Annotated in this window: 18 protein-coding genes; 7 read left to right on the forward strand and 11 right to left on the reverse strand. The window is 64.4% G+C overall.

Translation table 11 applies throughout. The features are described from left to right. The first annotated feature begins 162 nt into the window (after nucleotides 1–162). Complete coding sequence (locus ACNJYD_RS05930; protein WP_172784958.1) at nucleotides 163–684, forward strand: MarR family winged helix-turn-helix transcriptional regulator; 522 nt, start codon at nucleotides 163–165, stop codon at nucleotides 682–684. A gap of 128 nt (nucleotides 685–812) precedes the next feature. Here the strand turns inward: ACNJYD_RS05930 and ACNJYD_RS05935 are convergent, their stop codons facing one another. The 10 genes from ACNJYD_RS05935 to ACNJYD_RS05980 all read right to left on the reverse strand — a co-directional run bounded on the left by ACNJYD_RS05935 (nucleotide 813) and on the right by ACNJYD_RS05980 (nucleotide 12,144). Beyond that, complete coding sequence (locus tag ACNJYD_RS05935) at nucleotides 813–2,096, reverse strand: glycerate kinase type-2 family protein (RefSeq protein WP_439365653.1); 1,284 nt, start codon at nucleotides 2,094–2,096, stop codon at nucleotides 813–815. 190 nt (nucleotides 2,097–2,286) lie between these two features. Continuing rightward, nucleotides 2,287–3,516, reverse strand: a complete 1,230-nt coding sequence (locus tag ACNJYD_RS05940) for an ABC transporter substrate-binding protein (RefSeq protein ID WP_172784956.1) — start codon at nucleotides 3,514–3,516, stop codon at nucleotides 2,287–2,289. A gap of 182 nt (nucleotides 3,517–3,698) precedes the next feature. After that, on the reverse strand, nucleotides 3,699–4,925 hold the full coding sequence (locus ACNJYD_RS05945) for an ABC transporter substrate-binding protein (RefSeq protein WP_439365654.1): 1,227 nt from the start codon (nucleotides 4,923–4,925) through the stop codon (nucleotides 3,699–3,701). A 254-nt stretch (nucleotides 4,926–5,179) separates the two neighbouring features. After that, entirely contained in the window at nucleotides 5,180–6,406 is a 1,227-nt protein-coding gene (locus tag ACNJYD_RS05950) for an ABC transporter substrate-binding protein (RefSeq protein ID WP_260382016.1), read from the reverse strand. 117 nt (nucleotides 6,407–6,523) lie between these two features. After that, nucleotides 6,524–7,759 carry an ABC transporter substrate-binding protein gene (locus tag ACNJYD_RS05955; protein ID WP_172784953.1) on the reverse strand — a complete coding sequence of 412 codons (1,236 nt, stop codon included), beginning with the start codon at nucleotides 7,757–7,759 and terminating at the stop codon, nucleotides 6,524–6,526. 30 nt (nucleotides 7,760–7,789) lie between these two features. Beyond that, nucleotides 7,790–8,809, reverse strand: a complete 1,020-nt coding sequence (locus ACNJYD_RS05960; protein ID WP_172784952.1) for a branched-chain amino acid ABC transporter permease — start codon at nucleotides 8,807–8,809, stop codon at nucleotides 7,790–7,792. A 2-nt stretch (nucleotides 8,810–8,811) separates the two neighbouring features. Continuing rightward, nucleotides 8,812–9,690: a branched-chain amino acid ABC transporter permease gene (locus ACNJYD_RS05965; protein ID WP_172784951.1), complete on the reverse strand. Its 879-nt coding sequence runs from the start codon at nucleotides 9,688–9,690 to the stop codon at nucleotides 8,812–8,814. Nucleotides 9,691–9,703: 13 nt separating this feature from the next. Continuing rightward, entirely contained in the window at nucleotides 9,704–10,417 is a 714-nt protein-coding gene (locus tag ACNJYD_RS05970) for an ABC transporter ATP-binding protein (RefSeq protein ID WP_035711291.1), read from the reverse strand. Then, entirely contained in the window at nucleotides 10,414–11,211 is a 798-nt protein-coding gene (locus ACNJYD_RS05975) for an ABC transporter ATP-binding protein (RefSeq protein ID WP_172784949.1), read from the reverse strand. Before ACNJYD_RS05975 ends, ACNJYD_RS05970 begins: the two co-directional genes overlap by 4 nt. Before the next feature lie 66 nt (nucleotides 11,212–11,277). After that, nucleotides 11,278–12,144, reverse strand: a complete 867-nt coding sequence (locus ACNJYD_RS05980) for an IclR family transcriptional regulator (protein ID WP_172784948.1) — start codon at nucleotides 12,142–12,144, stop codon at nucleotides 11,278–11,280. A gap of 130 nt (nucleotides 12,145–12,274) precedes the next feature. Here ACNJYD_RS05980 and ACNJYD_RS05985 point away from each other — a divergent pair, with 130 nt between their 5' ends. From ACNJYD_RS05985 to ACNJYD_RS06010, 6 genes are all read left to right on the forward strand, one after another. Next, nucleotides 12,275–14,371 (forward strand): 3-hydroxyacyl-CoA dehydrogenase NAD-binding domain-containing protein, encoded by a 2,097-nt coding sequence (locus tag ACNJYD_RS05985; protein ID WP_439365655.1) that lies wholly within the window; start codon nucleotides 12,275–12,277, stop codon nucleotides 14,369–14,371. A 118-nt stretch (nucleotides 14,372–14,489) separates the two neighbouring features. Then, entirely contained in the window at nucleotides 14,490–16,172 is a 1,683-nt protein-coding gene (gene pimA, locus ACNJYD_RS05990; protein WP_439367416.1) for a dicarboxylate--CoA ligase PimA, read from the forward strand. Then, nucleotides 16,169–17,356: an acetyl-CoA C-acyltransferase gene (locus ACNJYD_RS05995; protein ID WP_439365656.1), complete on the forward strand. Its 1,188-nt coding sequence runs from the start codon at nucleotides 16,169–16,171 to the stop codon at nucleotides 17,354–17,356. Before pimA ends, ACNJYD_RS05995 begins: the two co-directional genes overlap by 4 nt. Before the next feature lie 16 nt (nucleotides 17,357–17,372). Next, the gene (gene pimC, locus ACNJYD_RS06000; RefSeq protein WP_439365657.1) at nucleotides 17,373–18,563 is read left to right on the forward strand and encodes a pimeloyl-CoA dehydrogenase large subunit; all 1,191 of its coding nucleotides are present in this window, start codon (nucleotides 17,373–17,375) and stop codon (nucleotides 18,561–18,563) included. A gap of 194 nt (nucleotides 18,564–18,757) precedes the next feature. Continuing rightward, nucleotides 18,758–19,900, forward strand: a complete 1,143-nt coding sequence (pimD, locus tag ACNJYD_RS06005) for a pimeloyl-CoA dehydrogenase small subunit (protein ID WP_439365658.1) — start codon at nucleotides 18,758–18,760, stop codon at nucleotides 19,898–19,900. A gap of 170 nt (nucleotides 19,901–20,070) precedes the next feature. Next, a complete protein-coding gene (locus tag ACNJYD_RS06010; RefSeq protein WP_260382021.1) occupies nucleotides 20,071–20,844 on the forward strand; it encodes an SDR family NAD(P)-dependent oxidoreductase in 774 nt (257 codons plus the stop codon). Here ACNJYD_RS06010 and ACNJYD_RS06015 read toward each other — a convergent pair. Then, the gene (locus tag ACNJYD_RS06015) at nucleotides 20,825–21,694 is read right to left on the reverse strand and encodes a hypothetical protein (RefSeq protein WP_439365659.1); all 870 of its coding nucleotides are present in this window, start codon (nucleotides 21,692–21,694) and stop codon (nucleotides 20,825–20,827) included. The two genes, ACNJYD_RS06010 and ACNJYD_RS06015, sit on opposite strands and share 20 nt — an antisense overlap. Nucleotides 21,695–21,720 lie beyond the last annotated feature (26 nt).

Here is a 21,720-nt window from a genome sequence, read left to right on the forward strand (position 1 = left end):
CCCTTAATCCGGACCGGTCCTCCTGATTGTGGTGGACGGTCCGCTCACAGCCATTGAAAAACGCATGCGATATTTGATATGGTCCATAACAATTATCAAATATAACTTCAAGGGCGGGGAACGAACCCGTCCCGAATTTAGCGGGATTACGAGCACGAGGCGATGACCGTTTCCAAAACCGCTGAAAAGTCTTCCGAAAAGCCTGCCGAGGCGGCCAAGGGCCGCAAGGACGCGGGCGAGCCGCAGGCTGAAGCCCTCCAGCTCGGCGAGTTGTCCGAGCAGCTGGGCTATGTCCTGAAACGTGCACAGCTCAAGGTGTTCGAGAATTTCTTGCGCTGCATGGCCTCGCTCCAGCTGACGCCGGCGCAGTTCTCGGTGCTGCTGCTGGTCGAGAAGAACCCCGGCCGTAACCAGACCGAGATCGCCTCCACGCTCGGCATCCTCCGGCCGAACTTCGTGGCCATGCTCGACAATCTGGAGAGCCGCGACCTTTGCGCGCGGATCCGCTCCACCAACGACCGCCGCTCGCACATCCTGGTCTTGACCGACAAGGGCAAGGCCGTGCTGGCGCGTGCGAAGAAGCTCGTCGCCACCAAGCACGAGGCCCGGCTGAACGATCTGCTCGGCCAGGCCAACCGCGAAGCCCTGATCGGAATGCTCGCGAAGATCGCCAACGAGTTTTGAGTTACTCCGTCATCGCCCGCGAAGGCGGGCGATCCAGTATTCCAGAGGCCGTAGTGAGATGCGGAGAAGGCCCTGCGTACTGGATTCCCCGCTTTCGCGGGGAATGACACCGTTGTTGGGGCAGGCGCTCAATCCACCAAAATCACCCGGATATCGTTGACGTTGGTCAGGGTCGGGCCGGGCTGCAGCAGGTCGCCGGTCGCCTCGAAGAACGTGGTCGCGTCGTTGTTGTCGAGATAGGCCTGCGGCTCGAGCCCCAGCGCCTTCATCTTCGCGAGCGTCGCAGCGTCGATCAGCGCGCCGGCGGGGTCGGTCGGGTGGCCGGCGCCGCCATCGGCGCCGTCGGTGTCGCCGGCCAGCGCCGCGATGCCGACCGTGTCCTTCAAGAGCGAGGCCAGCGCCAGCGCGTATTCCTGGTTTGGCCCGCCGCGGCCATTGCCGCGCACGGTGACCGTGAGCTCGCCGCCGGACAGGATCGCCACGCGCTTGCCCTGCGCGCGGGCCTGAAGTGCCAGCCTGGCGTGGTCGGCGGCGACCTCGCGCGCCTCGCCTTCGAGATCGGCGCCGAGATCGATGGTCTCGTAACCGGACTCGCGTGCGAGCTTCACCGCCGCGTCCAGCGATTGCTTGGGCCGCGCGATCAGCTCGAACGACGCGCGCGCGAAGGCGGCGTCATCGGGCTTGGCGCTTTCATTGGCGGGCTCGTCGAGGGCGCGGCGCACCGCATCGTCGATGTCGAGCTTGTATTTCGCCACGATCGCGCGCGCATCGGCCAGCGTGGTCGGATCAGGCACGGTGGGGCCGGAGGCGATCGCGGAAGGATCGTCGTGCGGCACGTCGGAGATCGCGAGCGTCACGATCTCCGCGGCTTTCCTGCCGGCGCGGGCGAGACGGCCGCCCTTGATCCGCGACAGGTGCTTGCGCACGACGTTCATCTCGCCGATCGGCGCGCCCGAGCGCAGCAGCGCCTTGTTGACCGCCTGCTTCTGTGCGAAGCTGATGCCCTCCACCGGCGCGATCCAGTTGGCCGAGCCGCCGCCGGTGAGCAGCACCAGCAAGAGATCGTCCGGCCCGGCCTCGCCCGCGAGTGCGAGGGTGTCGGCCGCGCCCTTCAGGCCGGCTTCGTCGGGCACGGGATGACCGGCTTCGACCACACGAATGCGGCGCGTCGGCACGCCGTAGCCGTGGCGCGTGGTGGCGATGCCGACGAGGCGCTCCGGCGCCAATCCCAGCGCGTCGAGATAATGCCGCTCCGCGGCCGCGGCCATCGCGCCGGCGCCCTTGCCGGCGGCGAGGCAGATCACGCGCCCCCTGGGCGCAGGCCGCAGGTGAGGGGCCAGCACCACGTTGGGATGGGCGGCGGCGACGGCGGCGTCGTAAAGCGCGCGGAGCAGGGGGCGTCGGTCGGTCATGGACGATGGCCTTGAGCAGACGGGAGTGGCGGCGACGAGGTCGCCGCCATCTGCCTACCGCATCGTGCGCCAAAGCGTAAGCGGCCTTTGCCATCATTCGATTGTGCAATCGCGTGATCAAAATTGCCGCGCAAAGAAAAGCCCCCTGCGTGATCGGCGCAGGGGGCTCGTTGTCCGCGCTTTGCAGCTTCTAGCCGCCGGCGTCGGCGCTGATCACGTCACCGAACAGATCCCACTTGTCGCCCTTGAACTTCATGAGCTGGAGCGAGCTGATCGGCGCGAAGTCGTTCGGCCCGGTATTGATCTTGATGCCGGGCAGCAGCACTTCGGTGCGGAAGTCCTTCAGGCTCGCGGCCTGCTTCATGACGTTCTCGCGCGTGAGATTGTCGCCACACTTCTTCAGCACTTCGACCAGCGTCTGTGCCACGCCGTAGCCGACGATGGTGCCGCCGTCGAGCTTGTCGCCTTCGGGGAAGTACTTAGTCATGAACTCCAGGAACGCCTTCATGCCGGCGTCGTCCTTCCACTGCGGATCGGAGACGTCCTTCAGATAGGCGGCCGAGATGATGTCCTGCGAATTCTCGAAGCCGGCGGGCTTGATCACGCTACCGACCGAGGCCGAGACGTTGTTGAGGAAGTGCGTCGGCTTCCAGCCGATTTCGGAGATCTTCTTGATCGCCTGTGCCGCGAATTTCGGCGTGGTGATGTTGATGAACACGTCGGCGCCGGTCGCTTTCAGCTTGACGATGTGATTGTCGATGGTCGGCTCCGACGTCTCGTAGCTTTCCTCCAGCACGATCATGCTCGCGGCCTTGGCGCCCAGGCCGTCCTTCAGGCCCTTCAGATAGTCCTTGCCGTAATCGTCGTTCTGGTAGAGGACGCCGATCTTGGCGTTCGGCATGGCCTTGAGGATGTACTTGGCGTAGATCTGCGTCTCGCTCTGGTAGTTGGGCTGCCAGCCCATCGTCCACGGGAAGTTCTGCGGATCGTTCCACTTGGTGGCGCCGGTGGCGACGAACAGCTGCGGCACCTTCTTCGAATTCATGTATTTCTGGATCGCGGTGTTCGGCGGCGTGCCGAGCGAGTTGAAGACGAGCAGCACCTCGTCGCTCTCGACCAGCTTGCGCGCCTGCTCCACCGTCTTCGGCGGCGAATAGGCGTCGTCGTAGGAGACGAAATTGATCTTGCGGCCGTTGATGCCGCCTTCTTCGTTGATCTTCTTGAAATAGGCGGCTTCGGTGCGACCGATGATGCCGTAGGCGGAGGCCGGTCCGCTGTAGGGCATGATGTTGCCGATCTTGATCTCGGTGTCGGTCGCGCCGGTATCGTATTTCTTCTGGGCCGATGCAGTGGAGGTCGCAGCTGCAATGAGCGCGAGCGCCAGTGACGCGGCCGCAAATTTGCCGGTGACAGCGGGCATTCCAATCTCCCTGTTTTTTTCTTGGTGTGTGCGTCCCTTTTCTTGGCTTGATTGTTTTTGGCGGCGCGAGCGCAATTCAATACGATTTGCCCAGAAGCTTCAAGGAAAAGCCCCTGCGGCAGGGCCGCAGGGGCTGCGTCTTTAGTCGATTGGGACTTACGTCTTTAGCGACTGGTTAATGGTCAGCCGCCGACGTCGCCGCTCAAGACCTCGCCAAATCGCTCCCAATGCTCGCCCTTGAACCGGATCAGTTGCAGCTGCGAAATCGGCGCGAAATCGGCGGCCGAGGTGTTGACCTTGACGCCCGGCAACAGGCCCGCCGGCTCGAAGTCCTTGATGTTGGCGGCCTGCTTCATGATGTTCTCGCGGGTCAGATTGTCGCCGCAGGCCTTGAGCACGTGAGCGAGGCCTTGGCTCACGATATAGCCATACATCACCGAGGCATCGGCGCGGTTCGCTTCCGGATAGTACTTGTCCAGGAATTCGTTCCACGCGATCATCGCCTTGTCGTCCTTCCACTGCGCGTCGGTCGGATCCTTGAAGTATTGCGACGAGATGATGTCCTGCGCGTTCTCGAAGCCGGCCGGCTTGATCACGCTGCCGATCGAGCCCGAGACGTTGTTGAGGAAGTGGAGCGGCTTCCAGCCGATCTCCGCGTTCTTCTTGATCGCCTGCGCCGCGAATTTCGGCGTCGTGATGTTGAAGAACACGTCGGCGCCGGTCGCCTTGAGCTTGACGATGTGGGAGTCGATGGTCGGCTCCGAGACCTCGTAGCTTTCCTCCATCACGATCATCGAGGTCTTGCCGCCGAGCCCGTCCTTGAAGCCCTTCAGATAGTCCTTGCCGTAATCGTCGTTCTGGTAGAGCACGGCGATCTTGGCGTTCGGATGGTTCTTCAGGATGTACTTGGCGTAGATGATCGACTCGCTCTGGTAGTTCGGCTGCCAGCCCATCGTCCACGGGAAGTTCTGCGGATCGTTCCACTTCGTTGCGCCGGTGGCGACGAACAGCTGCGGCACCTTCTTCTGGTTCATGTACTTCTGGATCGCCGAGTTCGGCGGCGTGCCGAGCGAGTTGAAGATCAGCAGCACCTCGTCGCTCTCGACCAGCTTGCGCGCCTGCTCCACCGTCTTCGGCGGCGAATAGGCGTCGTCGTAGGTGACGAAGTTGATCTTGCGGCCGTTGATGCCGCCTTCCGCGTTGATCTTGCGGAAATAGGCCTCTTCGGTCTTGCCGATCACGCCGTAGGCGGACGCGGGACCGCTGTAGGGCATGATGTTGCCGATCTTGATTTCGGTGTCGGATGCGCCGGTGTCGTATTTCTTCTGCGCGGACGCTGCCGTGGAAAGTGTGGCGGCCAGCACGAGGGCAGCCGAGACGGCCCCCAATCGCACATGCATTGCAGGCATCTTGCTCTCCCTAGGTGGGTTTGATTGTGTCGATTGTTCTTGTTGGGAGCGATCGTTGCTCGTCGCTCCGTCGTGTATTCAATACCTATCCACGGCCGTCAGCAAGACAAACGCCCCGCACGAGCATCGCGGGAGCGGAGATCTTTTCGAAGCCGACTCGGAATATTCCGGCGCGTGAGATTTTTGCGGGGCAAACTCACCGCGGGAGTTGCCTTGTGAAGAAGCAGCTATCTTGAATTGTGCCGCCGCGGCGCTCAGTGGCTCATCTCGCTCGAGATGATGTCGCCGAACAGCTCCCATTTCTTGCCCTTGAAGCGCATCATCTGCAGCTGCTCGATCGGGGCGAAATTGTCCGGCGCGGTGTTGATCTTGATGCCGGGCAGCAGCGTGTCGGGTTCGAAGTCCTTCAGGCTGGCGGCCTGCTTCATGACGTTCTCGCGGGTGAGATCGTCGCCGCACATCTGCAGCACCTTCACCATGGTCTGCGCGGCGGCGTAGCCGAACACGACGCCGGCATCGAGCTTGTTGGCCTTGGGCTGGTATTGGGCGAGGAAGTTGTAGAATTTCTTCATGCCGTCATCGGCATTCCACTGCGGGTCGGAGCCGTCCTTGGTGTAGGTCGCCGACAGGACGCCTTGCGAGATTTCGATGCCCGCCGGCTCCAAGACGCCGCTGATCGAAGCCGAGACGTTGGAGATGATCTGCATCGGATGCCAGTTGATCTCCGCCGCCTTCTTGATCCCCTGCACGGCGAATTTCGGGCTGGTGATGCTGATGAAGACGTCGGCGCCGGAGGCTTTCAACTTGACGACGTGCTCGTCGATCGCCGGCTCGGAGCTGTCATAGGCTTCTTCCAGCACGATCATCGAGGCCTTGGGCCCGAGGCCCTGTTTCAGCCCCTTCAGATAGTCCTTGCCGAAATCGTCGTTCTGGTAGAGCACGCCGATTTTCGCCTCCGGCTTCTCCTTCATGACGTATTTGGCGTAGATGCGCGCCTCGCTCGCGTAGCTCGGCTGCCAGCCCATGGTCCAGGGATATTGCCTGGGATCGTTCCATTTCGAGGCGCCGCTCGCCACGAACAATTGCGGCACCTTCTTCTCGTTCATGTATTTGCGGATGGCGCTGTTGGTGGAGGTGCCGAGCGAGCCGAAGATCAGCAGCACATTGTCGCTCTCGACCAGCTTGCGTGCCTGTTCCACCGTCTTCGGCGGCGAATAGCCGTCGTCATAGGAGATGAATTTGATCTTGCGGCCATTGATGCCGCCCTCGGCATTGATCTTGTTGAAATAGGCTTCCTCGATCTTGCCGATCGCGGCATAGGCGGAGGCCGGACCGCTATAGGGCATGATGTTACCGATCTTGATCTCGGTATCTGATGCGCCGCTGTCGTATTTCTTTTGCGCCAGCGCTCCGCTGCTCGTTGCGGTGCACAAGGCGAGCGCGGCCCAGAGGAGCGCAACCTGGGAACGAGCGGCGGCCATTGTTCTCCTACTCCGGGATGGATCGATCGCATTGAACAAGATTGACGCCTGTCGTCAACAAAAAGCCCCCGCGGCTGTCCGCGGGGGCTCCTCGTCTTGGATGATAGCGTCAGCCCGTCACTCGGAGGCGACGTCACCGCTGATGATTTCGCCGAACAGTTCCCACTTCTCGCCCTTGAAGCGCATCATCTGGAGCTGCGCGATCGGGGCGAAGTCGGTGGCGCCGGTGTTGATCTTGACGCCGGGCAGCAGCGTATCCGGCGCGAAGTCCTTCAGGCTCGCGGCCTGCTTCATGAGGTTGGCGCGGGTGAGATCGTCACCGCACATTTCCAGCACCTTGGCCAGGGTCGAGGCGGCGCCATAGCCATAGACCATGCTGGTGTCCGACTTGTCGGCGCCCGGCATGTACTTGTCGACGAACTCGTTCCACCTCTTCATGCCGGGATCGTTAGCCCATTGCGGGTCCGTCGAGTCCTTGGCATAGGCGGCCGACAGCACGCCCTGCGCGTTCTCGAAGCCGGCCGGCTTCATCACGCTGCCGACCGAGATCGACACGTTGGTGAGGATTTGAAGCGGCTTCCAGCTGAGCTCGGCGGTCTTCTTGATGGTCTGGGCGGCGAATTTCGGCGTCGCGTAGATCAGCAGCACGTCGGGATTGGCGGCCTTGATCTTGACGATGTGGCCGTCGATCGACGGCTCGGAAACCTCGTAGCTCTCCTCCAGGATGACCATGGACGAGGCCTTGGCGCCGAGACCGTCCTTGGTGCCCTTGAGGTAGTCTTTGCCGAAATCGTCGTTCTGATAGAGGATCGCGATCTTGGCGTCCGGCTTCTCCTTCATCAGCCATTTCGCGTAGATGTGGGCTTCGCTCTGGTAGGAGGGCTGCCAGCCGATGGTCCAGGGGAAGTTCTTCGGATCGTTCCACTTGGTGGCGCCGGTGGCGACGAACAGCTGCGGGATCTTCTTGGCGTTGAGATATTTCTGGATCGCACTGTTCGAGGGCGTGCCGAGCGGGTTGAAGACGGCCAGCACCTCGTCGCTCTCGACCAGCTTGCGGACCTGCTCGACGGCCTTCGGCGGCGAATAGCCGTCGTCATAGGTCACGAAGTTGATCTTGCGGCCGTTGATGCCGCCCTTGTCGTTGATCATCTTGAAATAGGCTTCTTCGGTCTTGCCGATGATGCCATAGGCCGACGCCGGACCGCTGTACGGCATGATGTTGCCGATCTTGATCTCGGTATCGGACGCGCCGGTGTCGTATTTCTTTTGGGCGAGTGCAGCGCCGGAGGTGAGAGTGATGGCCGCCGTTGCCGTGACCAGCGCGGCGGCTCGCAGTGTTCTTCCAAAATACAATTCGGTCTCCTTGGTTAATTCAACGGGTCTTCAGTTCTTCCTGAGCTTGCCGACGAGTTGCTGGCCCAGGATCGCGACCTGCCTTGCACCATGCGGCACGAGGTAGATGACGAGGAACAACAGCACGCCGAACACCGCGCCGGAGAGGCCCTTGGAGATGCTCTCGGCCATGTTCGGCACGAAGATGATGAAGGCCGCACCGACGAACGAGCCGGGCAGCCAGCCGACGCCGCCGACGACCATGCCGAGGAACAGCGAGATCGCGAGCGTGATGGTGTAGCTGTCGGGTGCGACGAACTGCACCGCGATGGCGCCGAGCGAGCCGGCAACGCCGGTGATGCCGGCGGACACGCCGAACGCCAGCGTCTTGTACAGCGCGACGTTGACGCCCATCGAGGAGGCCGCGATCTCGTTGTCGCGGATCGCCATGAAGGCGCGGCCGGAGCGGGAGCGCAACAGGTTCACCGAGAAGATGTAGATCAAGACCGTCACGATGAGCGTGAAATAATAGAGCCACATGTCCTGCGACATCGGCAGGCCGAACGGCGCGTCCGGCTTGGTGACGACGAGGCCCTGCACGCCGCCGGTCCAGTGCTCGAGGAAGTTCAGCTTGAGCAGCTGCGGCATCGCGGTCGCGAGCGCGAAGGTCGCGAGCGCGAGATAGACGCCGGACAGCCGCAGCGCCGGCTTGCCGAACAAATAGCCGAACGCGAAGCAGACCGCAGCGGAGATCGGAATGGTCAGCGCGTAGTTGATGTTGGCGTGCTCCATCAGCACGGCCGAGGTATAGGCGCCGACGGCGTAGAACGCGCTCTGGCCGAGCGAGAACTGGCCGCTTCCGCCGGTCAGGATGTTCAGCGCCAGCACCGCGAGCCCGTAGATCAGGAGCATCGTCATCTGGAAGATGATGAAGTTCTTGACGAACATCGGCACGATCAACAGCGCCGCCAGCACCACCAGCGAGGTGCCGGTGCCCAGCGTCATGGCCCGCTTCGGAACCGCCTCGACCGCCTCGTGGCCTTCGGCGACGACTTCTTCTGCTGCGCTCATGATCAAACTCGCTTGACGATGTGCCGGCCTAACAGACCAGCGGGTTTGACGACCAGGACGGAGATGATCAGCGCGAGCGCGATCGGGAGCTTCAGCTCGTTGCCGACGCCCGGGATGTAGGTGCCGGCGAGATTCTCGAAGACGCCGACCAGGAAGCCGCCGACCACGGCGCCCAACGGGCTCGACAGTCCGCCGAGCACCGCCGCGGCGAAGCCGTAGATCAGGACGCCGCCCATCATGTTGGGCTCGAGGAACACGACAGGGGCGATCAGCATGCCGGCGATCGAGCCGATCGCGGTCGCCATGCCCCAGCCGAGCGCGATCATCCAGCTCGTGTTGATGCCGACGAGGCGAGCCGATTCAGGCACCGACGCGGCCGCGCGCATGGCGAGACCGATGCGGGTGTACTGGAAGAAGAAATAGAGCCCGAGCAACAGCAGCACGGTGACGCCGATCATGCCGGCCTGGTGGGTCGAGATCAGCTGGCTGCCGAGGAACGGCGCGGAGCCGAACGGCGTCGGATATTGCTTGATGGTGAAGTCCCAGATCAGGCCGGCCGACGAGTTGATGATCGCAAACAGCGCGATGAAGCCGGCGACGTTGGTGAGCACCGGTGCCTTGGCGAGCGGCTTGAACAGGATGCGCTCGATCGCGATGCCGGCAACGAAGGAAAATGCCAGCGTGATCAGGAAGGCGGCCCAATAGGACACGCCCCACTGCATCAGCTGCCACGAGATGAAGGTCGAGAACATCGCCATCTCGCCCTGCGCGAAGTTGAGATGGTCGATGGCCTGGTAGATCATGACCACGGCAAGCGCCATGCAGGCATAGATCGCGCCCGTGGCGATGCCGGCCAGGACCTGGTTGGTGAACAGCTCCATTGTCCCGGCTCCCTCAGTAACCCAGATAGGATTTGCGGATTTCTTCGTTGTTCGCGATGTCCTTGGCCTTGCCGGACATCACGATGCGGCCGGTCTCGATCACATAGGCCTGGTCGGCGAGCTCGAGCGCCAGCTGGGCGTTCTGCTCGACCACCAGGATCGACACCTTGTCCTCGCGGTTGATCTTGCCGAGGATGCCGAACAGATCGCGCACCACCAGCGGCGCGAGGCCGAAGGAGGGCTCGTCGAGCAGCATCAGCCGCGGCCGCAGCATCAGGGCGCGGGCGACCGCGAGCATCTGCTGTTCGCCGCCGGAGAGCGTGCCGGCCTGCTGGGTGTGGCGCTGCTTCAAGACCGGGAAATGCGCATACATGCGCTCGATGTCGGAGACGATGCCGGCGCTGTCCTTGCGGGTGATCGCCCCGAGCTGGAGATTCTCCTCGACCGTCATGGTGGTGAAGGTGCCGCGACCCTGCGGCACATGGGCGATGCCGAACCGCACGATGCTCTCGGTGGAGCGGTTGTTGAGCGGCTTGCCGTCGAACTCGATTCCGCCGGTCGAGCGCACCATGTTGCAGATCGCGCGCAGCGTCGTGGTCTTGCCGGCGCCGTTGGCCCCGAGCAGCGTCGTCAGCGAACCCTCGTTGAGCGAGAACGACAGGCCATGGAGCGCCTGGACCTGACCGTAATAGGCGCGCAGGTCCTTGACGTTGAGCAGTGTCGTCATTGGTCCTTGCTCCCGAGATAGGCCTTGATGACGTCGGGGTCCGCCTGCACCTGGGCGGGGGTACCTTCCGCGAGCTTCTTGCCGAAATTCAGCGCGACGACGTGGTCGGCGATCGACATCACGAGGCCCATATGGTGCTCGACCAGCAGCACGGTCATGTGGCGCTCGTTGCGGATGCGGCGGATGAGGTCGCCGAGCACGTGAACTTCCTCGTGATTGAGGCCGCCGGCGGGCTCGTCGAGCAGCAGGATCTTCGGGTCCGCCGCCAGCGCGCGCGCCAGCTCGACCCGCTTCTGCGTGCCGAAGGGCAGGCCGGAGACGATGGTGTGCGCGACGTCCTCGAGGTCGAGATAGGCGAGGATCTCGTGGACCTTCTTGTTGACCGCGGTCTCGCTGCGGCGGACCCAGGCAAGCTTCAAGGAGTCGCTGATGATGTCGCTGGAGGTGCGGGCATGCGCGCCGACGCGGACGTTGTCCATCACCGACAAGTTCGGGAACAGAGCCACGTTCTGGAAGGTGCGGCCGATGCCGATCTCGGCGATCCGGTGCGGCGGCCGCGACAGGATGCTCACGCCCTCCATCAGGATGTCGCCGGACGACGGCTGGTACAGCCGCGACAGACAGTTGAACAGCGTGGTCTTGCCGGCGCCGTTCGGGCCGATCAAGCCGAGGATCTGGCCCTTGTGCATGTCGAAGGACACGCCGTTGAGCGCGACGATGCCGCCGAACACGACGCTGACGTCGCGAACCGCGAGCAGGGGCGATGTACCCTGCGCGAGCTGTGCCTGCGTCATCTCGTCTCGCTCACGTCGTTCAGTGAGCGATGGGGCGATCCGAGCCGCTCCCGGTGATGACAAAGGCTATCTGAATCCCTCGGCCACACGCGCAACTTTTCCTCCTGATTTCAGCTTTTTGCCGATGTCTTTTTTTGAATGCGGCATCAGACCCCCGAGCGCCGCTTCGATGTTCCTTACCATCGCTAGGAGACGCGGTCCAATGTCGTTGATCAAGCGCTCTTCCGTGAAACGGAATGCGGGCGCGCCGCAATTGAATGCGTATGGTCCGGTTCCGTCGTTGAGCTTGAGCGCGACACCGGCCGCGCCGATGTCGTCGTGCCAGTCGCCGACCGAAATCGCAAAGCCGTATTTCGCGACGGTCTCGCCGGAACGTTCCAATCCCTCGCGCATCTTCGGCCAGCGGCTGCCGTAATGTTCGCGCAGGATGCGCGACACGTCAGCGCGACCTTCGTCGTCGAGCGCCCAGAAATAGGCGCGGCCCATCGCGCTGGTTGCAATCGGCACGCGCGAGCCGACGTCGAGTTGAACGCCGACGGTCTCGCTGCCGCGGCTCTGCCCGAAATAGATCATGCTGTGGCGGTCACGGCCGCCGACGGCGACGGCGCCGCCGGTCGCGCGCATCACTTCCTCGCGGAACGGCTCGGACAAATGCCGAACGCCCAGATTGGCCAGCGCCGCGTAGCCGAGCGACATCGCTGCAGGTGCGAGCTGGTACTTCTCGAACCGGGGAACCGGCGTCAGATAGCCGAGCTTGGTCAGCGTGTAGGTCAGGCGCGACACGGTGGGCTTGGGCAGATTGGTGCGCGAGGCAATCTCCTGATTGCCGAGCAGGCCGTCATTGGGGTGGAACGCGCGCAATACTTCCAGTCCGCGGGAAAGCGCGACGACGAAATTCCGATCGGTCGCGGTCTTCTTTCCTGTACGCTTCATCCCTGATCTGCTTCTTGCGCGGAGTCGTTGACAACGTCCGTGCTTCAAAATAACCCTGCCGTCAAGATGCGGAATTAAATTCCGCACCGCGAAATCGAACAAAAGTAAATCCCCACCAAGGAGGGACACCGTGAGCGAAGTGGTCAAGCTTGAGCGTCATGACGAAGTCGGGATCGTCACGGTCAACAGCCCGCCGGTCAACGCGCTGAGTGCCGCAGTCCGCGGTGGGATCCTCGAGTGCATCAAGGCGGCGATCGCCGATCCCGCCATCAAGGGCATCGTGCTGACCTGCGCCGGCCGCACCTTCATCGCCGGGGCCGACATCACCGAGTTCGGCAAGCCGCCGAAGCCGCCTGCCCTCAACGACGTGCTGTCCGAGATCGAAAATTCGCCCAAGCCGGTCGTTGCCGCCATCCACGGCACCGCGCTCGGCGGCGGCCTCGAGGTCGCGCTGGCCTGCCATTTCCGCGTTGCAGTGAAAGAGGCCAAGCTCGGCCTGCCCGAAGTCAAGCTCGGCCTGTTGCCCGGCGCCGGCGGCACCCAGCGCCTGCCCCGTGCGGTGGGCCCAGAGCTCGCCGTCAAGATGATCGTCGGCGGCGACCCGATCGGGGCGGCGGAAGCGCTGAAGAACGGCCTGATCGAGGAGATCATCGAGGGGCCGGCGTCCGGTGGCGAAGCCTTCGTGCGCAAACTGCTGGCCGAGAAGCGCCCGCTGCGGCGCCTGCGCGACGACGATTCCAAGCTCGCGGCGGCCAAGGCCGACCGCTCGATCTTCACCAATGCGGTTGCGGCAATGACCAAGAAGTCGCGCGGCCTGGAGGCGCCGTTCGCGGCGGCCGATGCCGTCGGCTACGCCATTGACCTGCCCTTCGACGAAGGGCTGAAGAAGGAGCGCGAGGGCTTCCTCAAGCTCGTCGCCAGCGACCAGTCCAAGGCGCAGCGCTACGCCTTCTTCGCCGAGCGCGAGGCCAACAAGATCGCGGGCGTTCCTGAAGGCACCAAGCCGCGGCCCGTCAACCGCGTCGCCATTCTCGGCGCCGGCACCATGGGCGGCGGCATCGCGATGTCCTTTGCCAATGCCGGCGTGCCCGTAACCCTGATCGAGACCGGCGAAGAGCAGCTCAAGCGCGGCATGGGCATCATGCAGAAGAACTGGGAAGCGACCGCCGCGCGCGGCGGCATCCCGGCCGATGCGCCCGCCAAGCGGATGGCGCTGATCAACGGCGTCGTCGGTATCGAGAATGTCGGCGATGCCGACCTCGTCATCGAGGCCGTGTTCGAGACCATGGCGGTGAAGAAGGAGGTGTTCGGCAAGCTCGACCAGTACGCCAAGCCCGGCGCCGTGCTCGCCTCCAACACCTCGTACCTCAACATCGACGAGATCGCCAAGTCGACCAAGCGTCCGCAGGACGTGCTCGGCATGCACTTCTTCTCGCCGGCCAACGTCATGAAGCTGTGCGAGATCGTGCGCGCCGACAAGACCGCGCCGGATGCGCTGGTGACCGCGGTGTCGATCGCGCGCAAGATCGCGAAGGTCCCGGCCGTGGTCGGGGTCTGCGACGGCTTCGTCGGCAACCGCATGCTGGCGCAGCGCGGCAAGCAGTCCGAGAAGCTCCTGTTCGAAGGCGCTCTGCCGCAGCAGGTCGACGCCGTCGTGACGAAATTCGGCATGCCGATGGGGCCGTTCGCAATGGGCGACCTCGCCGGCCTCGACATCGGCTGGCGCTCGCGCAAGGACCGCGGCATCAAGTCGGAGATCGCGGACGCGCTCTGCGAAGCCGGCCGCTTCGGCCAGAAGACCGGCAAGGGTTACTACAAGTACGAGCAGGGTTCTCGCGCGCCGCTGCCTGACCCCGATGTCGAGAAGCTGATCGACGAGACCTTGCTGCGTCTCGGCCGCAAGAAGCGCGTCGTCAGCGACGAGGAGATCCTCGAGCGCATGATGTATCCGATGATCAACGAGGGCGCGAAGATCCTCGAAGAGGGCATCGCCGCGCGTCCCAGCGACATCGATGTGGTCTGGCTCTACGGCTACGGCTGGCCGATCTATCGCGGCGGCCCGATGTTCTGGGCCGACAGCGTCGGCCTGAAGCACATCGCCGATCGCCTGGCCTTCTACGCCAAGGAGACCAACGACCCCAGCCTCGAGCCCGCCCCGCTGCTGAAGAAGCTCGCGGCGGAGGGCAAGACGTTCGCCTCGCTCGCGGCCGAGTCGAAAGCGGCGTGATGGCCGCTTCGTCTCAACCTTTGTCATTCCGGGATGCGCCGCAAGGCGCAGGCCCGGAATCCATAACCCCAGCTGGTGGCTATGGATTTCGCGAGTGCTCGCTCAAGCAATCAAGAAAATGACCCATCCCGGCGAACAGTTTTATCCCGAGGGCGTGCGGTGGGACGACACCATCGTCCAGGGCACGCTGCCGGATCTCCTCGCGAAGGCCGCCGCCGATTATGGCACGCGCACCGCGCTGGAGTTCCGCGACCGACCGATCAGCTACACCGAGCTCACAGCTCAGGCCGATCGCGCCGCCGCGGCGTTCCTGCGCGCCGGATGCGGCAAGAACAGCTCGGTCGCGCTGTTCCTCGGCAACACGCCCGATCACCCCGTCAACTTCTTCGGCGCGCTGAAGGCCGGCGGCCGCGTCGCGCATCTGTCGCCGCTCGACGGCGAGATCGCGCTGACGCACAAGATCACCGATTCCGGCTCGCGTGTGCTGGTCACCTCCAACCTCCAGGCCCTGCTGCCGACCGCGCTGAAATTCCTGGAGAAGGGCCTGATCGACAAGCTCGTCGTCTGCGAGGACGATCATTGGGGCAAGGTCGGCACGCCGCAGGCGCCGATCCCCGACGATCCCCGCATCGTCACCTTCAAGACCTTCGTCGAGGGCGCCGCCGCGCCTGCGCAATGGCCTGTCGTCGCGGCCGATGACGTCGCGCTGCTGCAATATACCGGCGGCACCACCGGCCTGCCCAAGGGCGCGATGCTCACCCACGGCAATCTCACCTCGGCGGTGTCGATCTACGACGTCTGGGGCAAGCCGGCGCGCGCTGCCCGCGGCGACGTGATCGAGCGCGTGATCTGCGTGCTGCCGCTGTTCCACATCTACGCGCTCACCGTGGTGCTGTTGTCCTCGCTTCGGCGCGGCAATCTGATCTCGCTGCATCAGCGCTTCGACGTCGAAGCCGTGATGCGCGACATCGAGGTCAAGCGTGCGACCTACTTCCCCGGCGTGCCGACGATGTGGATCGCCATCGCCGCGCTGCCCGATCTCGACAAGCGCGATTTCTCCTCGCTCGTCACCATCGGCTCCGGCGGCGCGCCGCTGCCGGTGGAGATCGCGAGCTTCTTCGAGCGCAAGGTCGGCAAGAAGCTGCGCAGCGGCTGGGGCATGACCGAGACCTGCTCGCCCGGCACCGGCCATCCGCCCACGGGTCCCGAGAAGCCCGGCTCGATCGGCCTGATGCTGCCCGGCATCGAGCTCGACGTCGTCGCGCTCGACGATCCCAGACGCGTGCTGCCGCCGGGCGAGATCGGGGAGATCCGCATCAAGGGCCCGAACGTCACCAAAGGCTACTGGAACAAGCCGGAGGGATCGACCGAGGCCTTCGTCGATGGCCGCTTCCTCACCGGCGACATCGGCTATGTCGACACCGACGGCTACTTCTTCCTGGTCGACCGCAAGAAGGACATGATCATCTCCGGCGGCTTCAACGTCTATCCGCAGATGATCGAGCAGGCGATCTACACAGTCCCCGGCGTGCACGAGGTGATCGTGCTCGGCATTCCCGACCCGTATCGTGGCGAAGCCGCAAAGGCCTTCATCAAGCTGAGGCCTGACGCAAAGCCGTTCTCGCTCGACGAGCTGCGCGCGCAGCTCGCCGGCAAGCTCGGCAGGCACGAGCTGCCGGCCGCGGTCGAATTCGTCGATGACCTGCCGCGCACGCCGGTCGGGAAATTGTCGCGCCACGAATTGCGCCAGCAGCAGAAACCGTCACAATCCACGACAACCGCATCAGGAGGTCGCTCTTGACCGACGCCGTCATCGTTTCCACCGCCCGCACCCCGATCGGCAAGGCCTATCGCGGCGCGCTCAACGCCACCGAGGGCGCAACGCTGCTCGGCCACGCCATCGGCGAAGCGGTCGCCCGCGCCAAGATCGATCCGAAGGAGGTCGAGGACGTCGTGATGGGCGCAGCGCTGCAGCAGGGCGCGACCGGCGGCAACATCGCGCGCAAGGCGCTGCTACGCGCCGGCCTTCCCGTCACCGTCGCCGGCACCACCATCGACCGGCAATGCGCCTCGGGCCTGCAGGCGATCGCGCTCGCGGCGCGCTCGGTGATCTTCGACGGCGTCGAGATCGCGGTCGGCGGCGGCGGCGAGTCGATCAGCCTCGTGCAGAACGACAAGATGAACGGCTTCCACGCCCAGGATCCGGCGCTGCTCAAGATCAAGGGCGAGGTCTACATGCCCATGATCGACACGGCGGAAGTCGTCGCCAAGCGCTACGGCATCTCGCGCGAGAAGCAGGACGAATATTCGCTGGAGAGCCAGCGCCGCACCGCGGCCGCACAGCAGGGCGGCAAGTTCAAGGACGAGCTCGCCCCGATCACGACGCAGATGGCGGTCACCGACAAGGCGACCGGCGCCGTCTCGATGAAGGAAGTCACGCTGTCGCAGGACGAGGGCCCGCGCCCCGAGACCACGATCGAAGGTCTCGCCGGCCTGAAGGCCGTGCGCGGGGAGGGTTTCACCATCACCGCCGGCAACGCCAGCCAGCTTTCCGACGGCGCCAGCGCCTCCGTGATCATGAGCGACAAGGAAGCCGCCAAGCGCGGCCTCAGCCCCCTCGGCATTTTCCGCGGCTTCGTCTCCGCCGGCTGCGAGCCGGACGAGATGGGCATCGGTCCGGTCTTCGCCGTGCCGCGCCTCTTGAAGCGCCACGGCCTCACCGTCGACGACATCGGCCTCTGGGAGCTGAACGAAGCCTTCGCGGTGCAGGTGCTCTATTGCCGCGACAAGCTCGGCATCGACCCCGAGAAGATCAACGTCAACGGCGGCGCGATCTCGGTCGGCCATCCCTACGGCATGTCCGGCGCGCGCCTCACCGGCCACGCTCTGATCGAAGGCCGCCGCCGCAAGGCCAAGTACGCGGTCGTCACCATGTGCGTCGGCGGCGGCATGGGCGCGGCCGGGCTGTTCGAAGTTTTGCAGTAATTCACAGGAGGATCCGATGGATCTCGCATTCACGAAAGAAGAGCAGGCGTTTCGCGACGAAGTGCGGCAGTTCTTCCGCGACAACGTGCCGCCGGATACGCGGCGCAAGCTGGTCGAGGGCCGTCATCTCTCCAAGGACGAGATGGTGACGTGGTGGCGCATCCTCAACAAGAAGGGCTGGGGCGTCAGCCATTGGCCGAAGGAATATGGCGGCACCGGCTGGAGCTCCGTGCAGCACTACATCTTCAACGAGGAGCTGCAGTCCTATCCGGCGCCGCAGCCGCTCGCCTTCGGCGTCAGCATGGTCGGCCCCGTCATCTACACCTTCGGCAACGAGGAGCAGAAGAAGAAGTACCTGCCGCGCATCGCCAATGTCGACGATTGGTGGTGCCAGGGTTTTTCGGAGCCCGGCTCCGGCTCCGACCTCGCCTCGCTGAAGACGAAAGCCGAGCGCCGTGGCGACAAGTGGATCATCAACGGCCAGAAGACCTGGACCACGCTCGCCCAGCACGCCGACATGATCTTCTGCCTCTGCCGCACCGACAACAACGCCAAGAAGCAGATGGGCATCTCCTTCATCGTGTTCTCGATGAAGTCGAAGGGCGTCACCGTGCGTCCGATCCAGACCATCGACGGCGGCCGTGAGGTCAACGAGGTCTTCTTCGACGACGTCGAGGTTCCCTACGAGAACCTGATCGGCGAGGAGAACAAGGGCTGGGACTACGCAAAATTCCTGCTCGGCAACGAGCGCACCGGCATCGCCCGCGTCGGCGTCTCCAAGGAGCGCATCCGCCGCATCAAGGATCTGGCGTCGAAGGTCGAATCCGCCGGCAAGCCGATCATCCAGGATCCCGCCTTCCGCGAGAAGCTGGCGGCCTGCGAGATCGAGCTGAAGGCGCTCGAGCTGACGCAGCTGCGCGTCGTCGCCGACGAAGGCAAGCACGGCAAGGGCAAGCCCAATCCGGCCTCGTCGGTGCTGAAGATCAAGGGCTCCGAGATCCAGCAGACCACCACCGAGCTCTTGATGGAAGTGATCGGCCCGTTCGCCGCGCCCTACGACGTGCACGGCGACGACGGCTCCAATGAAGCCATGGACTGGACCGCCCAGATCGCGCCGAGCTACTTCAACAACCGCAAGGTCTCGATCTACGGCGGCTCCAACGAGATCCAGCGCAACATCATCGCCAAGGCGGTGCTGGGGCTGTGATGCTCTCTCCTCTCCCTCTCCCCGTTCTTACGGGGAGAGGGCAGGGTGAGGGGCCTCTCTCCGCGCAGGGACTGTCGAGAGAGCGGTACCCCCTCACCCGACGCGTTTCACGCGTCGACCTCTCCCCGCAAGCGGGGAGAGGTGAAGAGAGGCACCCCACACAACGCGTACACTTTTGACTTGAGGAAACAGAAATGGATTTTGATCTGTCCGAGGAGCAGCGGCTTCTCAAGGAAAGCATCGACGGCCTGCTGACCGATTCCTACGATTTCGAGCAGCGCAAGAAGTACATGGCGGAGAAGGGCGGCTGGAGCAAAACGGTCTGGCTCAAGCTCGCGGAGCAGGGTCTTTTGGGCCTGCCCTTCAGCGAGGCCGACGGCGGCTTCGGCGGCGGCGGCGTCGAGACCATGATCGTGATGGAGGCGCTCGGCAAGGCGCTGGTGCTGGAGCCGTATCTGGCCACGGTCGTGATCGGCGGCGGCTTCCTGCGTCATGCCGGCACCGATGCGCAGAAGGCCGCGCACGTGCCGGGGATCATGGACGGCAGCAAGACGCTCGCCTTCGCCCAGCTCGAGAAGAACTCGCGCTACGATCTGTTCGACGTCACCACGACCGCGAAGAAGAAGGGCGACGGCTTTGTGATCGACGGCGAAAAGTTCGTCGTGCTCAACGGCGAGAACGCCGACACCCTGATCGTCACCGCACGCACCAAGGGCGACCGTCGCGACAAGTCAGGCATCGGCGTGTTCCTGGTCCCGGCCAATGCCAAGGGCGTCGCCAGGAAGTCCTATCCCACGCAAGACGGCCTGCACGCCGCCGACATCACCTTCACCGGTGTCGAGGTCGGCCTTGATGCCGTGCTCGGCAACCCCGAGGATTCGCTCGCGCTGATCGAGCGTGTCGTGGACGAGGCCCGCGTCGCGCTCTGCGCCGAAGCGGTCGGCCTGATGGACGAATCGCTCAAGACCACGGTCGAGTACATCAAGACGCGCAAGCAGTTCGGCGTCGCGATCGGCTCGTTCCAGTCGCTGCAGCACCGCGCCTCCGACATGTTCGTCGCCACCGAGCAGGCGCGCTCGATGTCGATGTTCGCGACCATGGCTGGTGATTTCGAGGACGCCAAGGAGCGCAGCAACGCGATCGCCGCGGCCAAGGTGCAGATCGGCAAGTCGCTGAAGTTCGTCGGCCAGCAATCGATCCAGCTCCACGGCGGCATCGGCATGACCATGGAGGCGAAGATCGGCCACTACTTCAAGCGCCTCACCATGATCGAGAACACCTTTGGCGACACCGACTACCACCAGCGCCGCGTCGCCGATGCGGGCGGGTTGATCTGACGCCTTGGCGTCATCCCGGGGCATCAAGAGGCGATCGTCCCGGGATCTCTCCACATCGTCATTGCGAGCGAAGCAAAGCAATCCAGGATCCTTCCGTTGAGGCAGTCTGGATTGCTTCGTCGCTTCGCTCCTCGCAATGACGGAAGCCGTTGAAGCATCGAGAACACCAAATGAAAAACACCCCGTTCGATCTCACCGGCAAGGTCGCCGTGGTCACCGGCTCCAGCCGCGGCATCGGCCGCTCCTCCGCCGAGCTGCTCGCCAGGCTCGGGGCCAAGGTCGTGGTCTCCTCGCGCAAGGCGGAGGCCTGCAAGGAGGTCGCCGACGGCATCAATGCGGCCGGCGGTGACGCCATCGTCATCCCCTGCAACATCGCGCGCAAGGCCGAGGTCGAGGCGCTGATCGCAGGCGCCACGAAGCATTACGGCAAGATCGACATCCTGGTCTGCAACGCCGCGGTCAACCCGTATTACGGCCCGCTGCTCGACATCACCGACGAAGCCTTCGACAAGATCATGGGAAGCAACGTCAAGAGCAACATCTGGCTCGCCGCGCTCGCGATCCCTGAGATGGCCGAGCGCGGCAAGGGCTCGGTGATCATCATCTCCTCGATCGGCGGCCTGCGCGGCTCCACCGTGATCGGCGCCTACGGCATCTCCAAGGCCGCTGACTTCGCGCTGTGCCGTTCGCTCGCCGGCGAATGGGGCCCGAAAGGCGTCCGCGTCAACTGCATCGCGCCTGGCCTCGTCAAGACCGACTTCGCCCGCGCGCTCTGGGAAGACGAAGCCAATTTGAAGCGCCGCACCGCCACCACGCCGCTGCGCCGCATCGGCGAGCCCGACGAGATCGCCGGCGCCGTCGCCTACCTCGCCTCCGACGCCTCGAGCTTCATGACCGGCCAGACCATCGTCATCGATGGCGGCGTCACGACCGCGGCGGTGTAGCCCCGCGCGCCGCCAGCGCGCCCTCGATGGCGCGCACCACGATCAGGGCGGACCGCTCGTCGAGATGCACGCCGTCGGCCCAGCGCAGCTCGCCGATCGGCGGATGGATCGGCAGCCAGCGCCCGCCATCCGGGAAGGCCGTGTGGACGATCGCCTTGCTCATCCTGACCATGCGGGACTCCTCGATCTCCGCCGCGAAGGGATTCTCGAGCAGCAAGGCGCGCGATCCCCGCCGCTCGATCTCGTCGATGAGCGCCTTGATGCGCGCCACATTCACCCGCGCCGCAACCGTGGGGTCCTCGTCGTTCATCTGTTGCACGGCGCGGTCGAGATAGACCTTGTTGTCGAAAGTGCTCGGTGGCTCGCCGAGCAGGCGATCCCGCGCCGCGCGCGCCTCTGCGGGATTTGGCGGGGTGTGATTCCAGGTCTCGTAGGCGGCCACCGCCGTTCGCACCGGGCGCAGGAACCGCGCGTCGTTGTCCGCGCCGCCGGAGAATTTTTCGATCAGCGCGTCGTCCGGCAGGCGCGTGAGCACATTGGTCTCGATCAGGACGATCTTCGGCAGGCTTTTCTGCCTCGCGATGATCTCCAGGCTCGTCACCGGCGAACCGCCGGCCAGCGCCAAATTGCGGATGCGGGGCAACGAGAAATATTCCTCCTTCAGGCGCCACGCGACCGAGCTGCCGACCAGCACGATGTCAGGCGTGGGCTCCCGGACATAGCGGTTGAGGGTGACGAGGCTGCCGTCGCGGGTGGTGACGGCCGGCTGCTGCAGGGCCGAGCCGAAGCGCGCGGTGGCGAGGCCGCAGGCGAGCAGCAGCATCGCGGCGCCGCCGGCGCACCTGATCATCCACGAAAGTGTCGCTTGCTGCCGCA

This window comes from Bradyrhizobium sp. SPXBL-02, from assembly GCF_051853065.1.
GTDB lineage: Bacteria > Pseudomonadota > Alphaproteobacteria > Rhizobiales > Xanthobacteraceae > Bradyrhizobium.